At 39.2% G+C, this 15,789-nt stretch carries 13 protein-coding genes; 9 read left to right on the plus strand and 4 right to left on the minus strand.

What is annotated here, in order from left to right:
• Positions 1-558: 558 nt before the first annotated feature.
• Both NLX65_RS03570 and NLX65_RS03575 read right to left on the minus strand, forming a co-directional pair.
• A complete protein-coding gene (locus tag NLX65_RS03570) occupies positions 559-1,302 on the minus strand; it encodes a cell division protein FtsQ/DivIB (RefSeq protein ID WP_260537238.1) in 744 nt (247 codons plus the stop codon).
• A 27-nt stretch (positions 1,303-1,329) separates the two neighbouring features.
• Positions 1,330-2,727, minus strand: a complete 1,398-nt coding sequence (locus tag NLX65_RS03575; RefSeq protein ID WP_260537240.1) for a sodium:proton antiporter — start codon at positions 2,725-2,727, stop codon at positions 1,330-1,332.
• A gap of 158 nt (positions 2,728-2,885) precedes the next feature.
• On the opposite strand from NLX65_RS03575, the gene NLX65_RS03580 reads away from it, so the two are divergent.
• From NLX65_RS03580 to NLX65_RS03610, 7 genes are all read left to right on the plus strand, one after another.
• Positions 2,886-3,359 carry a YcxB family protein gene (locus tag NLX65_RS03580; protein WP_260537242.1) on the plus strand — a complete coding sequence of 158 codons (474 nt, stop codon included), beginning with the start codon at positions 2,886-2,888 and terminating at the stop codon, positions 3,357-3,359.
• A gap of 237 nt (positions 3,360-3,596) precedes the next feature.
• Positions 3,597-5,369 (plus strand): SurA N-terminal domain-containing protein, encoded by a 1,773-nt coding sequence (locus tag NLX65_RS03585; RefSeq protein ID WP_260537244.1) that lies wholly within the window; start codon positions 3,597-3,599, stop codon positions 5,367-5,369.
• A gap of 239 nt (positions 5,370-5,608) precedes the next feature.
• Positions 5,609-6,613 carry a DHH family phosphoesterase gene (locus NLX65_RS03590; RefSeq protein WP_260537247.1) on the plus strand — a complete coding sequence of 335 codons (1,005 nt, stop codon included), beginning with the start codon at positions 5,609-5,611 and terminating at the stop codon, positions 6,611-6,613.
• Between the two features lie 9 nt (positions 6,614-6,622).
• Positions 6,623-7,648: an FKBP-type peptidyl-prolyl cis-trans isomerase gene (locus NLX65_RS03595; RefSeq protein ID WP_260537249.1), complete on the plus strand. Its 1,026-nt coding sequence runs from the start codon at positions 6,623-6,625 to the stop codon at positions 7,646-7,648.
• Between the two features lie 165 nt (positions 7,649-7,813).
• The gene (locus NLX65_RS03600) at positions 7,814-8,398 is read left to right on the plus strand and encodes an ankyrin repeat domain-containing protein (RefSeq protein WP_260537251.1); all 585 of its coding nucleotides are present in this window, start codon (positions 7,814-7,816) and stop codon (positions 8,396-8,398) included.
• A 186-nt stretch (positions 8,399-8,584) separates the two neighbouring features.
• Positions 8,585-8,908 (plus strand): Asp-tRNA(Asn)/Glu-tRNA(Gln) amidotransferase subunit GatC, encoded by a 324-nt coding sequence (gatC, locus tag NLX65_RS03605; RefSeq protein ID WP_260537254.1) that lies wholly within the window; start codon positions 8,585-8,587, stop codon positions 8,906-8,908.
• A gap of 16 nt (positions 8,909-8,924) precedes the next feature.
• Positions 8,925-9,959, plus strand: coding sequence for a lysylphosphatidylglycerol synthase transmembrane domain-containing protein (locus tag NLX65_RS03610; RefSeq protein ID WP_260537257.1), 1,035 nt, complete (start codon positions 8,925-8,927; stop codon positions 9,957-9,959).
• A gap of 258 nt (positions 9,960-10,217) precedes the next feature.
• On the opposite strand, the gene glyA is transcribed toward NLX65_RS03610, so the two are convergent.
• Together glyA and NLX65_RS03620 are read right to left on the minus strand one after the other, a co-directional pair.
• Complete coding sequence (gene glyA / locus NLX65_RS03615; protein WP_260537261.1) at positions 10,218-11,507, minus strand: serine hydroxymethyltransferase; 1,290 nt, start codon at positions 11,505-11,507, stop codon at positions 10,218-10,220.
• A 65-nt stretch (positions 11,508-11,572) separates the two neighbouring features.
• Positions 11,573-12,700: an ankyrin repeat domain-containing protein gene (locus NLX65_RS03620; protein ID WP_260537263.1), complete on the minus strand. Its 1,128-nt coding sequence runs from the start codon at positions 12,698-12,700 to the stop codon at positions 11,573-11,575.
• A gap of 545 nt (positions 12,701-13,245) precedes the next feature.
• Between NLX65_RS03620 and NLX65_RS03625 the strand changes: the two genes are divergently transcribed.
• Positions 13,246-14,292 carry a hypothetical protein gene (locus tag NLX65_RS03625; RefSeq protein WP_260537265.1) on the plus strand — a complete coding sequence of 349 codons (1,047 nt, stop codon included), beginning with the start codon at positions 13,246-13,248 and terminating at the stop codon, positions 14,290-14,292.
• Positions 14,293-14,312: 20 nt separating this feature from the next.
• Positions 14,313-15,299, plus strand: a complete 987-nt coding sequence (gene gap, locus NLX65_RS03630; RefSeq protein WP_260537267.1) for a type I glyceraldehyde-3-phosphate dehydrogenase — start codon at positions 14,313-14,315, stop codon at positions 15,297-15,299.
• Positions 15,300-15,789: the final 490 nt, after the last annotated feature.

Below are 15,789 nucleotides of genomic sequence, written 5' to 3' on the forward strand. Positions count from 1 at the left end.
AATCAATATCACAAGCTATGAAAGTACATTTAGTAAGCTTCAAGATGTTTTAGATGGAGAAGTATGTATAACAAACCCCAACTTATAGAGGAGCCGTATAACGGGAAACTGTTACGTACGGTTTTGAGGCCAAGTGGGGAGGGGTGACTCTCTCTGCTTAGGTAACAGGGACATTTATTCTAACAAAGAGATAGAAATGGTTAACGCGTATACGTCGTTGCTCATGTCCGACAAGTTTTTTTATCGGCGGACATAAACGCTTTAAATGGACGCAATGGAAGCAAGCGCCCATTAAAATGACAGGTATCTGTTATTCAAGTCACTGGTTTTTTGCATTATAAAGAACAACGCCCCTGTAAAATGCCACTTTCAGCCACTTTTTACCCAGGGCTTAATTTTTTGTCCACTTTTTTATCAAGAAAAAAGTGGGATAAAAATCATTATTAACCAATGGCGAGAATAGATATTTTTATTTGACAATCAACAAAAACAATCCTTAAGTTGATGCTATTTTGTGAACAGATACAGATAAGGAGATGGCCTTGTTGGTGCCTATACTTATTCGCAAATCAGCTGATTGTCAAATGCTACATTTATAAAGTGGTACGCTTTCCATCCTTTATAAGGAATAACCTGGCTATAGAAAAGCCATAATTTCTCAAATTTTTCGTCTATATTTTCTGCCTTTCCAAATGCGATTTGATGTCCACCTATTTGTGTACCCAGTATGATTTTGCCATGGGCTGTTACCTCTAAGCTTGTAATCTGGCGTTTCCAAAAGGGATCTCTATAAATGAAGTGTAATAATGCTAATAAGCTTTTGTCGCGTAGCGTGTTGTTTGCTATCCCTATATTTTGGCCTGTTACAATCAGCAGGCGCAGTAGGGGTAGCCCTTTGCCCTCTAGCAAGCCGCCGGCTTCATCCAGATAGGCCTCATTGGGCTCCGTTGGGTTGATGATACGGGCTATACAATATTTGGTTTCTAGGCAGATTTTTAAGATGCCTGGCCAGGTTTTATAGACCCATACATTTTTTATAAATTTGTAGCTGATAAGGTGATGTTGTATGTGATGTGTGTTGATATTTTTGAGTGGTGTCTTTTGTAATGAGATTTTGTAGGTGGATGTTAAGCAGTCCATGACTGCTTTAGGCGTTATAAAAGATTGCCCTGGCTCCTCTTTGATGGTGATCTCTATAGCTTGGCATATTAAAGCAGTATGCTTTTTGCTTACAAATAGTAGCGGTACGCATAAACCAACCGTTAAAAACAAAGCGACTACGCTGTTGGCTGTTTGACCCATTGATGTATAGCGATGATCTTTATTCGGTTATGATGCAAAGAAAAACACCCAAATTATAAAAAGTATAGGAAGCAAAATAGGCATGGAAAACCGAAAGATATAGCGTCCAAAGGGAGGCATGGTGATGCCTGCTTCTTCAGCAATTGCTTTAACCATAAAGTTAGGGCCATTGCCAATATAGGTCATGGCACCAAAAAAAACCGAAGCTAAAGCAATGGCGTTTAACCTAATAACTGAATCAGGGTAGATGCTTCCTGCTGCATAGGCTTGCACATCGGCCAACTGTTCAATATTGCCTCCTTGTGCAGCCATACTGGCCGCTACAAAGTTAAGGTAGGTAGGTGCATTATCCAAAACAGACGAAAAAAAACCCGTCCCCCAATATAAAGTAGTAGGTGTAATCAGCTGTTTACCCATCTCAGATGCAGCAAATCTGCCAATTAATTCAAGTGCGGGGATCATGGTACCGAAGATACCTATAAAGATTAAACAGACCTCATTTAAAGGTGCAAGACTAAATCCATTTGATAGGAGTACTTTTTTGTTGGCAGTATAAAAGGCAAGCGTAGCTATGGTCAGCATTATTAATTCACGTACAAAAGAAATAGGATGGCCATGGTAGTCAATGGTAGGCAACCATGTGCAAATGGTTGGATCTAAAAAGACGGCGCCAATAATCAGCACCAACCAAATGAAATTTTTACTACCCGCAATAGAAATGATACCTGTACAGGGCGCATCTGTTGGAACTGCCTTGTTGCTGCGCTCAAAAAAGTAAAAAATAGACAACAATAGCACAAGGGCTATCAACCAAGGGAGGCTGTTGTGGATTAAAGTCCATGCAAAAGGCACCCCTTTAAGAAATCCTAAAAATAGGGGAGGGTCTCCAATAGGCGTTAATGCACCCCCTATATTACTAACTATGAAGATAAAAAAGACAATATGATAGACTTTAATGCGGCCTTTATTTAAGCCTAAATAAGGGCGTATAAACAGCATAGAAGCCCCTGTGGTGCCAATTAAGTTGGCAAATAAGGCCCCAGTGAAAAGTAGGATGATGTTTACAAATGGCGTAACACGTCTGTGTACTTTAATGGCAATACCGCCAGTGGCCATATATAAAGCAGTAATCAAAGCCATAAACTGTATGTATTCTGTTGCGGCTTCTACAGGCTTCAGTTTATTTTCTAGGACGGTATAGTAGTATACCATAACGAAAGTAGCCAATAATATGGCCACCTTTGGGTAATGTTTGTGCCAAAAGTTAGGAAAAAAAAGCGGACCAGTCGCAATCATCAATAATAAAAGGATAAAAGGTATGGCCAGCCAAAATGGAGGAGCCGTTAGGCTACCATTCATACCATACTGGATGCCACTCGATAGGGTGGCAGTTTTAAGGGATAACAAGGGCAATGTAGCAAACATAGATTTTAGATTTTATCTCTCTTACGTACTCAGCGCAGGCAATATAATTAAGTTATAGGTAAAATCACTATATTCACCAGTGTTTTAAATAAAAAAAACAATAGCCTAGCTGACTGGGCTATCCAGCGCTCTTTTATTTAGTTATTATTCTGAATTTTATGATTGTCAAAACAAAAAAATATAAAATGTCCAATGGCCTTTATGTAAAATTAGGGATACAAAATATTTTACGCATGCAGTGGTGGATTTTTCCTCTGCTTGCGCTTTTGATGAGTAGTACCTTTTTTATAAAGACGATCTGGTTTGTGTTGGTCGGTATCATCGGTTTTATCTGTTATCTGATTTTTTGGCTGGTTCAGCTCTATGGCCTTACACAATTAGATACCAATCGTCCTATGTTTGAACGTGTAGTGTATGAAATTAATAACCAACAGTTGATCATGCAGCTCAATGCAAAACAAGCCATGCCCATATCATGGACAGAAATTCGGAAGGCTTATAAAGGGAAAGGATATTTTTTATTGGTGTTATCTAAGGTGCAGTTTTTTTATCTTCCATTTAAAATATTCCATGGAGATAATGAGATCAAATTTTTTACAACTGTATTGCAACGCAAAGGGCTGTTAAAGTAATTATGGCTTATCATATATTTTTTTAGAAACAGGTTGATGGGTGAGAAAAAGCGCGAAAGATCACAATGTACAAGGTCTGCGTGGGGATTGAAGCACTGGATCCACGGACCAACCGCCCGATAGCATTGCGCAAATTGCCTAATCGATGGTCTTATTTTGATCCTATCCGATTAGGCGTTAAATTCGCAACGGGGGTAGTATCGTTGGTGTGGGTTTACATTTAAAGCATCTGTATAAATGGCAATTCTTGGAAATATTAGAAAGGGTAGCAATACCTTTGTTGTGATAGTTGTCTCTTTTTTTGTGGTTATGTTTTTGGGTAGTGGGTTGGAGCGTGTCATCCCCTATCTTTTTAGTAGTAAAGGACAAATTGGTCGGTTATCTGGTGAAAAAATTAGCTACATCGATTATCATAAAACATATGAAGCGGTTTGTCGTAACTTTGCCAGTCAAGGCAAGCAGCCCAGGGAAGCCGATCAGCTGCGTTTAAAGGATTATGCATGGCGTCAGTTAATTGAGCGCATGCTTTATAGGAAAGAAATTAAGCAGGCTGGTATTGCGGTAGGGAGTCAAGAGCTAGTCGATTTGGTGCAGGGAGAGCATGTTGATACAGAACTTAGAGAGGCGTTTAAAGATCCTAAAACAGGTGATTTTGATAAGCAAAAATTATTGAATTATCTCAATAATTTATCTAAAAGTGAGCAAGCGTGGTGGTGTCAGGTTGAAAAAGATCTTGCCCAAAAAAGAGCTATCAAAAAGTTGCACCAACTCATGGTCCAAAGTTGTTTTACTACTACATCAGAAGTGGCGCACGCTGCACAACAGGCTAGTCTATTCTGCAAGGTAGACTACCTTTATATTCCTTTTTCCTCGGTTCAAGATAATTTGGTTCGACTGACCAATCAGCAATTACGAGACTATATGGCTGCGCATAAAAACCACTATACCGCTTTATCAGCGCATAGAACCATTCAGTATATTGCTTTTCCTATTCAACCAGATAAATCTGATAATGATGATTTTCAAAAAGAATTAAACAATCTTGTCGTCCAGTTTTCTACTACAGTAGATCCATATGTTTTTTCTAAACAGCATACCGATGGCCATCTTGAAGATACGCGCTTGGTCTGTACAGCGGATACGTTGCCTAGTGCCTTCACTACCATCAAGCATACCCTAAAAGCGGGTATGGTAGTAGGTCCTGTTGTAAATGATGCTTTCCACACCTTGTATAAGCTCATTAAAGCAGAGAAAGGCCATTATGAAATCGCTGTTATTGAGAAAAAGCCTTTGGTCAGTGACCAGACACGTAATAAGTATTTTAGGCAGGTGCAGCAGCTTACTGGTTCCGTAAAAGGGTTGGCTGATTTGGAGCAATTGGCTACGCATGTGCACTTAACCATTCAAAAAGAGACCGTTGCACCATCTGATGGCTCTATTGGCCCGCATGCAGCTGCTCGAAAGGTAGTTTGCTGGCTGTACAATGAGGCCACTGTAGGCAAGGTTTCTCCGCTGTTTGATTTAGGGAATGTCTATCTATTAGCGGTTATGGTGGACCAGGTCAAGCCAGGTGATTTGGTTCCTTTAGATTCGGTTTTCCGAAAAGTATATGAAAAGGTCTTGCATCAAGAAAAAGCCAAAATAATTTTAGATAAACTCAAATGCATTGAGGCTACCACGTTGCAAGGTATAGCAGAACAATATGGTGAAAGAGCGACCATACAATCGGTGGAGCGGTTGCGTTTATTGGAAAATGATGATCCTCAAATTAAACAGGCTCAAGTTTTTGTAGGAAAATGTTTTAGCTTAGGGTTAAATGTTTTAAGTGATCCGATTGTTGACGATCAAGGTATCTTTATAGCTTGTGTCAAAAGTAAAGATAAAGACCCCACACCAGCCAAGTATAATGAACAGATGAGACAGGTAGAACGGTGGATACAGCCCTATTACGTAGGTAGTGCTATGGAAGAATTGGCACAAGTTACTGATGAAAGGTATAAAGTTGAATAGATTTTATCTATAGGTCTAGGTATGGTTCATATGCATCTGCTAAGCTTGGCTTAGAGCGACCCCACTTATAGCTTATGCCATTACCAAAAGGCCTATGGTTGCAGTAGGTACACTTGGTATGTATTGCAGGCAATAGCCTATGAGTGGTGGCCTATTTTAGGTATGATGCTTTTACGAACCATCTGCTTATAGACCTATATATTTTTCCATATCATAAATTTTTATTAGATTGCCTACATATGTACGATATATCTATTCTAAAAGAGCAGTTAGCCAGTCCTAAGCAGATTGCAGTGGTTATGCATGCTAGGCCTGATGGAGATGCACTTGGGACTTCGTTAGCTTTGGCTTTGTTTCTTAGAGAGCAGGGCCATTCCGTTCATGTCATTGCACCCACACCGTATCCTACTTTTCTCTCTTGGCTACCGGGGGTAGATACGGTGATCGTAGCAGCGCATTACACACAGGAAGCTTTATTAACGCAAATCAAGGCTATCGATTTACTTTTTTGTGTAGATTTCTCTGCTGCCAGCCGTTTGGATGAGTCGGCCTATATATTAAAGCAATCTGATGCATTTAAGGTTATTATTGATCATCATATAGGGCCGGAGAACTTTGCAAATCTTTTATTATGGGATCCTAAAGCAGCTGCTAGTGCAGAGGTGTTGTTTCAAATTTTTGAAGCACTGGGGCAGAAAGAAAAGATCACCCTTCCAGTTGCTACTTGTTTGTATACGGGTATTGTAACCGATACCAACTCGTTTAAAAATCCCAATACGCGGTCTATCACGCATCGTATTGCAGCCGATTTGATAGCGCATGGGGTAGATCCCTTTAAAGTACAGCGGCTTATTTATGACAATAAGTCACTCAATAGGTTGCATTTTTTTAGTTTTGCAATTAGCCAGCGTTTGGTTGTGTTGCCTGCATTGCATGTGGCCTACTTTGTGATTCAAAAAGACGATTATAAAAGATACGATTTAAAGAGTGGGGATACGGAAGGATTGGTAGATTATGCACTTTCTTTAAAGGATATATCGCTAGCCGCTGTGCTAAAAGAAAAAGATGAGATGGTATATCTTTCTCTGCGATCTGTTGGCCATATATCGGCTAACTTAATTGCAAAAAAATACTTTAGTGGTGGGGGACATAAGAATGCTGCAGGGGGTGTTTCTCATTTAAGTTTGACCGAAACCGTAGATCGATTTGAAAAAATATTGCAAGACCTTCACCTTAATTTTTAATTACATTATATGAAACCTAAAGTAGTGTGCGCCTGGATATTTATGGCACTTGTTATAGGACTTTTCTGGTACAATCATCAATACCATTGTTATGGTTATCCTTTTCTTTCTACCCCATCGGGGCTTTCTTATAAATCCATAGGGAAAAAAAGTAACGGAAGAAAGGTAAAGGATGGCGAATGGATTGAGCTCTCCTTCGTCATGAAAGCAAGCCATAAAAAAGGAGAAAAAGATAAAAAAAGTGGCCCTAAAGAAATAATATTAATCAATCGACCGGAGCCTTTCTTCTTGCAATTTGAGCCTTCTTTGCAATCGGAAAACAAGAAGTTGGCTGAGATGATTGGTATGATGCAAGGCAAACAACGTATGGTTTTTAAATGTGCGCCTGCGGACTATCTGGAAGAAAAAGATCCGGAACGTTTAGAGCAGATTTTAAAGCAGTTTGATTTAAATAAAGAGGATGAATTTGTAATGGATATTAAGTTAAATGAGATTATGACTGATGAAGCATACCACCAAATGTTAGAGACGCGTCGTACGACCCAATTAGCCAAAGACAAGCAGCTTATTACCGATTATTTAGCTGCGCATCATATTGAGGCGTCTACTACAGATTCTGGTCTTTTTTATAGTATTGATCAGCCTTCTGACGCTATGCTTGTCGGTAAGGGAAAGACCATTAAAGTCCATTACACCGGTAGGCTATTAGATGGTACGGTATTTGATACCAGTTTAGAAGAGGTGGCTAAGGCGCACAATATTTATAATGCACAAAGGCCCTACCAGCCATTTGAGTTTAAAGTAGGTCTTGGCTATGTGATTAAAGGGTGGGATGAAGGTTTATTATTGCTTAAGAAGCATGAAAAAGCACGTTTTTTTATACCATCTGCTTTGGCCTATGGTCCAAATGCGATAGGAAAGCTTATTCCTGCCAATTCTATTCTTTTGTTTGAAGTTGAGGTAGTAGATGTGCTTGAGTCTGATCCATCAAAAACTGTGGATGCGTCAAAAACTGTGAAGAAGGAGGGCAAATAATATGCATGCCAATTGTTGTGCATTGGTTATGCCTTTATAGATGATTGCCTGTTGCATACTTCGGTCTGGCTATTTTTTACCTTCTATTTGGTACAGGTGTAAAGATCTATAATCGTAAGATTATTTGTTGGGTGTTCTTTCTGATTTATTTTATTGGCCTATAATATGCGATGCCTAGCTTTAGCTATTCTAACCTTTTCTTCCCTGCAAGCAAGCAGCTGTAGGTCCAGTGAAAAGGAATCAGAACAGCCTGATTTGATTACCGCGATAAAAAAAGGTGACCGTAAAAAAGTCGATAGCTGTTTGCGTCAAGGCGCAGATCCTAATCGGCCAGATGTGTATGGCAATTTACCTTTACATTGGGCCTGTTTTTATGATAGAAAAGGCCCAATTATTCAAATATTGCTTGACGCAGGTGCAGCGATAGATAAGAAAGATAAGTCTGGATGTATACCCTTAGATTGGGCACATAAACAATCTAATGCATCTGCTGCAAAACTGTTGATTCAAAAAGCAATGGATCTGAATAAGCTAGAGATGCGGGGCCAGGATGACAAAACCCTATTGCATTATGCAGCTGCGTTAGATGATAAGGAAAATGCTAAAGTAGTGGAGCAATTATTGGCATTGTCGTTAGATCCAAATAGCAAGGATACGTGTGGTAAAGTCCCATTTGACTATGCTACAAACAACGAGGTTGTTGTTCAATTATATTTAGTAACCTCTAATCCTATTGCTTCAAAATTATAAAAATGCAATCGGTATGGTAGCGTAGGTAGGTTATGCCTGCTTTCATTTTACTGTCTATTCACGACATTGCTTAGTAAGGTATTTTTATTTTTACTTTTTTCTTGATAAAAAAGTCGGCAAAAAATCAAGCCCTTGGCAAAAAGTTGCTGAAAGTGGCATCGTAAAAAAATTTTATTTAGTCTGCGTATGGTTATTGATAATGATCTTTTAAATAAATTGGCCTATCTTTGTCGCCTTGAACTGCCGCCGCATGAGCGGGACACTATGCTCCATGACTTAAATGCCATCGTAGATTGGGTCAATCAACTCGATGAACTTGATGTAGACAATAGTGTTGTTGTAGAAGAATCTTATAGATTGGCATCCACTAGTTTACGGTCAGACGTGGTATCAAATTGGCTTTCACATGAGCAGGCCCTAGCCCTTGCCCCTAGCAGTGATTCAAATTATTTCAGGGTTCCTGTTGTGAAAGGGGTTGCTCCGCATGCAGACTTAGCTGAACCAAGTTAAATTAATAATGCGATATATGGATGCTCAAGAGGCACTTAAAACATTAAATGTTAAAAAGGTATGGTTCCCTATAATATGTGGACTAGCGATTACTGGGTTTTTATTCTATAGATCTGGTAAAATTTCACTTAAGGTCCTTACATTGTTAAGTGCACCTAATTGGTACTATCTGTGGATGACCTTATTGGCCATTGTATTGCGTGAGGTAGGCCATATGTATAGGTTACGGGTCTTGAGCAACTATACTTTGAGTTGGACGAGTTGTTTCTATGTGTCTATTCTTTGGGAGTTTGGTACTGCTGTAACACCATCCGTAGTGGGAGGGGGGGTAATAGCTATTTTTCTCTTATCTAAAGAAGGGTTATCACTTGGTAGGTCCCTTGCCTATATTATTGTGACCGGGATAATCGATAATCTTTTCTTTCTTCTAGCTGGTTCATTTGGTTTGGGGGGGGCATATGACCCCGTTTTTGCTATTGCAGGCCAATTGAGCAGTGGAATCAAAGTCTTTTTTTTTAGTATTTATGCTTTCTTTTTCCTTTATAACTTGGTGATGGTTATTGGTGTGTTTGTCAATCCTAAGCTCTTAAAGTGGATTCTAATGGGTATAACCACTATCGGTTTTTTGAAGCGGTGGCGTAGATCAGCTTATCAGTTAAGCAAAGATATCATAGTTACTTCGCATGAGTTTAGAGGAAGGTCGCCTATTTTTTGGTCTAAAATATTGCTCTGTACCTTTTTAACTTGGATGGTTCGATATGCTTTGCTCAATTGTTTAATGGCTACTTATTGCCCTATTTCTTTTGGTCAACACCTAGCCATTTGGGGCAGACAAATTGTGATGTGGGTCCTGATGTTGCTACCTGTTTCTCCGGGTGGGAGCGGCATTGCAGAATTCTGGTTTCAGAAGTTTTTTGAACCTATGTTAGGTGATTATACTTTATTGATTGCGCTGCTATGGCGCATTTGTACTTTTTACCTCTATTTGGTGCTAGGGGCTATTTTACTACCTAAATGGATTTACAGGGTGTTTGCCAGTAAGTTGCCCTAACTTGTGAGGTTTTGAATAGAATTCAAGGCATCTTTTTTTACTTTTTTCTTGATAAAGCATCTGTTCACGTTGCTGGTTAATAATGAACTTTATCCCACTTTTTTCTTGATAAAAAAGTGGACAAAAAATCAAGCCCTGGGTAAAAAGCCGCTGAAAGTGTCATTTTTCCGAGGGAAAAACAGAATTCTCCCCAATTTACGGCATTGAGTGAACGGATATCTAAAAATAACCTATGCAGTGGACGGATCTGCTATTCTACTAGTTCAAATGATCAACTGTTGTTAAGGGGAAATGGCGCATATATCTGTTGACTGCTTTCTTTATGTTTTTAATTTTATGTTCGTTATCAATGTTTTTAAGCACATCATCTATCCATTCTACGATCAATAGCATATCAGAGGCCACCAATCCCCTAGTTGTTACCGCAGCTGTTCCCAAGCGGATCCCTGAGGTCACTTGTGGTGTAGTACGGTCAAAGGGAATTAAATTTTTATTCGTGGTAATCGCTGCTTTTTGTAAAGCTGCTTCTGCTTGTTTACCCGTTATATTTTTACTAGATAAATCCAGCAACAACAGGTGGTTATCCGTTCCATTAGATATAATTGTATAGCCTTTATCCATCAATGCTCGCGCCATTACCTTTGCATTTTTTTGTACCTGTATGGCATATGTTTTAAAATCACTGGTCATAGCTTCGTAGCATGCAATAGCCTTAGCAGCAATACTATGCACCAATGGCCCACCCTGCGTACCGGGGAAGACAGCCGCATCGAGTAAAGTAGACATATTTTGTACTCTTCCCTTGGTATCGGTTTTACAAAAAGGATGCTTAAAATCTTTTCCCATCAGTATCATACCCCCTCGAGGACCTCGTAATGTTTTATGCGTGGTAGTAGTAACAAAGTGGCAATAAGGAAAAGGATTATTGAGTAACCCTTGGCTAATAAGGCCTGCAGGATGGGCAATATCCGCCCATAAAAATGCCCGTACCTCATCTGCAACCACACGTAACCGGGCATAGTCCCAATCACGACTATAGGCAGAGGCACCACAAATTATCATAACAGGTTGTACTTCCCTTGCCTTTTGGGCTACTTGTTCCCATTCCACGCACCCCGTCTCTCGGTTTACACCATAAAAAAAAGATTGATATAGCTTGCCAGAAAAATTTACAGAGGAGCCATGGGTTAAGTGACCACCATGGGATAGATTAAACCCAAGTATTTTATCACCAGGCTTTAAGACTGCCATCATCAACGCTGCATTGGCTTGTGAACCAGAATGGGGTTGCACATTCACCCAGTCGACATCGAACAATGCCTTAGCCCGCTCGATAGCTAAAGATTCTATTTCATCGACAATCTGACAACCACCGTAATAGCGCTTACCTGGAAGACCTTCTGCATATTTATTCGTTAGAATACTACCTGTAGCAGCAGCTACTTGAGCAGAAACAAAATTTTCAGAAGCGATCAATTCTAATTCTTCCTCTTGACGTGTTTTTTCTTTTGCTATCAGCTTAAGAATAATCGAATCTTCTTGGATCATCTTAGATATTTACTAGGTCATTAAAGTGGGTAATCTACCTATTTCACAGACTAAAATAAGAAAGGTTAATCGGCACCTAAAAGACTTACATGGACAAGAATTAACTTATACAGTTTAGTATTATTTTGATGCATGGCTAGTTCTAATGGTGTAAGCGATTCTTTATTTTTTATCCATATGCCTTTAGGAGCGTGTATCAGTAGTTTTTTTACAATAGGGACATTTTGGCACTGTACAGCATAATGTAAAGAAGTTTGGCCTATATTGTTTTCTATATTCACATCAATAGCCGGATAACGCAATAGATGATCTACAGCTTTTCGTTGCTGCGTAGCGACTGCATAATGCAATGGTGTATTACCCGTGCAATCTTGTGCATTTATTTCCAATAGGGGGCAGCGGAGCAAAGTTTTTAACAGTTTACTTTTTTTATTTGCAGCGATAAGGTGTAAAGGTGTAGCACCATTAGCTGCTTTGGCATTAATGTTAAAAGACCCAGACTTTAGTAATGCACGAAAGATCTTTACTTCATTTTGAAAAGCCACCCGATGCAACGCGGTGTATCCTTTTTTATCTTTCGTTTCTGCCATCTGTTTTTGCTGCAATAACAATTGAACAATTGGCAAACTACGCGCTTGAATAGCCATACATAAAGGGCTAGGCTCCGTACCGCACATAGCCCCTGCTTGCAATAATAATTGCACGAGATACTTTTTATTTTTTTTAATAGCAATCTGTAATGCGGTGTAACCTTGATGGTTGGTCACATTTGGGTTGGCACCAGCTGCCAGTAAAAGCGATACAACCTTTCTATGCCCTCTTTCAACCGCAAGCAATAAAGGCGTATTCCCATTCTTAACACTTACCTGATCTAACAAAACTTTCGCCTCAATTAGACGGTCTACAATGGCTGCCTTCGCATGCTTAACTGCGTAATGCAAGGGGCTATATCCTAAAAAATCTTGATTATTAATATTTTTTCTATTAAATAATAGGGCTGAAACTTTTTGTAAATTATTCTCTTGAATAGCCCATATCAATTCTGTATAAACTGTAGCTCGTTGACTGGTGCCAGCTGCCTCAGTGGCTACTGAGGCAGCATGGGCATAGAAACCACCACTGGCTAACACACCCCAAAAAAAAATGATTTGTAACGCTTTGGTAGAAAAATAGAAAAAAGATAATGGTTGCATAGGCATTGAATGACTAAATAGCTAACCTGCTGATGCAGGGATAGGAAACTTCTATTTTTTGTAAAAAAACTAGGAGGAGAGATCTGCTTTTTAGCCCTATAAAGCATTTAGGTTGATACAAATATATCCAATCTAATTTAGTTTATAAAATATATAGTAGTAATAAGCTGCCATGCATCTAGCCTAGCCTAACAATTCTACAACATTTTTGATATATAAGCAAATTCCATTACTACGATATATTCAACTTAACATAGGGAGACCCAATAGGCGGATGCAGTAGCCATCCAAATGGCGTATAAGGGTATATAAGATCGAAAAAAATAGGCATAGATAGCGGTCAACTACTTTGTAAGCGTGACCAACCTATTTTTCTTTATTATGATTAATAGTTAAATTTAGATGTTAGGCATCCATCACCTACTATTGTGGGTAGGTTACTGATCGTACCAGAGATCATTTACTTTATTTATAGCAGGCATATGTTACATAAAACCGACCCAAAAAGATATTCATTTTTCGTACATTATTTTTTGTTTTATGTCATGTCTATAACCTATTTGCCCTTTACAAGTTCTAGTTGTGTACGCAGCGAACTGATACCTATCCTAAATAAAACGCTGAGCAATCTACCTGAAGCGATCAAGGAGAAATATGTACACCTCATGCAGACCTCAAACGTACAAGGGGATGAAAAGAAGCAGCTGAAACAACACATTGACACAATCAAAGACCAAAATCTTGTAAAAAAACTTATCAATCAATATCATACGCTCTATATAATTTTGCATCCAATATTGCCAAAAGATCCATACTTTGCATTAAAAAATAGAATAGCCCAAGTTACTAATCTCAACGAGGCAGACGAAGTGGATCAATACATTGCATCACAGCTACCTAAACCATTCAAAGAGTTAAATGAGTATGATAAAGAAGACATATACAACCTTTCGGACGACCGCCGGAAAAATATTCTAACACTTATGACCGCTGCTCCGTCACCATCCTATCAAGAAACCATAGACCAACCTGCCCATAAAGATACTATAGCCCATTCAGAAGCTATACATAAATTAATTCAAGAGGGTAAAGCGCAACAGGCCCAAGATGAAGATATACCACAAGATGACTGGGGCGATAAACTACCATTAAAAGGTAAAGATAGGATGGTATTTTTTAATTTGATGGTAGAATATAATGACAATGATCAAAAAGCGTTAAAAAAGCTTTTCGATGAAGTCGATCCAGATAGTGTTAGAAATTTGGCCATTCTTTTCGCAGTAAGATTTACCAAAGAGGAAAACAGACGACTTATAAGTACGATGATTTACCTTTATAAGGGTTGGCCAGCAGACACTATTAAAATGTGTAACAATACGGCCAACATGTCTTGGGTAGAAAAGTGGAAAATCTTCCGAAGGACTACTGGTTCGCAACTAGATACCTTACAGCAACTTGATAAATGTCTACAGGAGCTTATAGAGGACTCTGGTCTGTTTAAAACCAAGTACGCGAAGCAACCCAATAGCTATATAGGCAGTCTTATAGATGAGGTCAAAGAAGAGAATATAACTGGCATAAAAATGAGATAAAGGGTTTATAAACGTTAATTATGAAAAAAATTGCAATTAATGGATTTGGTCGTATTGGTCGATTGGCCTTACGGAACCTTTTATCCTGTAGTGATCTACAGGTAGTAGCCTTGAATGATCTGGCCAACAGTGCTACTTTAGCCCATTTATTTAGATATGACTCTAACTACGGCCCTTTTAGGGGGCAAGTTACATGTGATGATACGAGTCTAACCATAGATGACCAGCGTATCCATGTCTATGCCTCAGCGCATCCATCTGCATTGCCCTGGAAGGCACTAGGTGTAGATGTAGTCATAGAGGCTACAGGCCGTTTCTTAGACCAAGCGGGCGCCAGTAACCATTTAATAGCAGGTGCTAAACAGGTAGTACTTTCTGCACCTGCTAAGGATCATACCATTCCTACTGTTGTACTGGGTATTAATGATGCGATTTTAAAAACCAAACCAGCGATTATATCTAATGCCTCTTGTACAACCAATTGTTTGGCACCTGTTGCTAAGGTATTAGATGACCATTTTGGTATAGCGCAAGGGGTCATCAATACCATCCATGCCTATACAGCTGATCAATCGTTGCAAGATGCCCCACATAATGATTTAAGAAGAGCAAGAGCCGCTGCGCTTTCTATTATTCCTACTTCTACAGGCGCTGCCCAAGCTATAGGGCTGGTTATGCCGCATCTAACTGGGAAGCTAGATGGCATGGCCATGCGTGTGCCTGTTGCGAATGGTTCAGTGGTTGATTTTACGGCTATCCTAAATCAAGAGGCTACTCAAAAGAGTTTAAATGAAGCAATGTATCAAGCAGCCCAGGGTCCACTTAGGCATATATTAGCCTATACGGAAGAGCCGATTGTGTCTGTAGATGTAATAGGCACTACCTACTCCTCCATTGTGGATGGGAAACTCACCTATGTGCATGGTAAATTAGCAAAAGTAATCAGCTGGTATGATAATGAAGGAGGGTATGCCCACCGGCTGGTAGATATCATACGGTTGCTCTAAAAGATTAAATCTTAATTGCTACAAGTTATACAAGGATGATCAGATACGTTAAGACTTTTGAAAGCAACCACAGCATGATAGGCCATAGGCTTTGGTAAGAAGTTGTTAGAAGAGCTTAGTAGCGGAAATCCTTACGCTACGTTCGACGAGGCTGGAGATGGAAATGGGGTAAGACTACCGTGCTATTTCTCGATCTTTCTGTGAGATCAATCATCTTTTATATCATCTAAACCCTTAGCAAGTTCTGCTTCTAGTTCCTCAATGGTTGGAAGCACTGTTTGTAACTTTTTAGGCTGTAGTAGTCAAGATTTAATCTGACAGGCAGTAAAAATTTAAGTATTAAAGTTGTCCGTTAAGTTAAATGTATACTGGACTGATTTATTCGGACAATTTTTTCTTACTTTTCTTTTCTATTTTTTCCCGTTTGCTAGCTTACCATTTTTAAATGGTTAAGATAAACGTTCATAGGTTTTTGATAGTTAATACTAGA

This window comes from Candidatus Cardinium sp. TP, assembly GCF_025215055.1.
Taxonomy (GTDB): domain Bacteria; phylum Bacteroidota; class Bacteroidia; order Cytophagales; family Amoebophilaceae; genus Cardinium.

Coding starts and splice junctions, on each gene's coding strand:
- NLX65_RS03595 (WP_260537249.1), top strand. CDS start 6,623: ATGAAACCTAAAGTAGTGTGCGCCTGGATATTTATGGCACTTGTTATA.
- NLX65_RS03585 (WP_260537244.1), top strand. CDS start 3,597: ATGGCAATTCTTGGAAATATTAGAAAGGGTAGCAATACCTTTGTTGTG.
- glyA (WP_260537261.1), bottom strand. CDS start 11,507: ATGATCCAAGAAGATTCGATTATTCTTAAGCTGATAGCAAAAGAAAAA.
- gap (WP_260537267.1), top strand. CDS start 14,313: ATGAAAAAAATTGCAATTAATGGATTTGGTCGTATTGGTCGATTGGCC.
- NLX65_RS03610 (WP_260537257.1), top strand. CDS start 8,925: ATGGATGCTCAAGAGGCACTTAAAACATTAAATGTTAAAAAGGTATGG.
- NLX65_RS03620 (WP_260537263.1), bottom strand. CDS start 12,700: ATGCAACCATTATCTTTTTTCTATTTTTCTACCAAAGCGTTACAAATC.
- NLX65_RS03625 (WP_260537265.1), top strand. CDS start 13,246: ATGTCTATAACCTATTTGCCCTTTACAAGTTCTAGTTGTGTACGCAGC.
- NLX65_RS03590 (WP_260537247.1), top strand. CDS start 5,609: ATGTACGATATATCTATTCTAAAAGAGCAGTTAGCCAGTCCTAAGCAG.
- NLX65_RS03570 (WP_260537238.1), bottom strand. CDS start 1,302: ATGGGTCAAACAGCCAACAGCGTAGTCGCTTTGTTTTTAACGGTTGGT.
- NLX65_RS03580 (WP_260537242.1), top strand. CDS start 2,886: ATGATTGTCAAAACAAAAAAATATAAAATGTCCAATGGCCTTTATGTA.
- NLX65_RS03600 (WP_260537251.1), top strand. CDS start 7,814: ATGCGATGCCTAGCTTTAGCTATTCTAACCTTTTCTTCCCTGCAAGCA.
- gatC (WP_260537254.1), top strand. CDS start 8,585: ATGGTTATTGATAATGATCTTTTAAATAAATTGGCCTATCTTTGTCGC.
- NLX65_RS03575 (WP_260537240.1), bottom strand. CDS start 2,727: ATGTTTGCTACATTGCCCTTGTTATCCCTTAAAACTGCCACCCTATCG.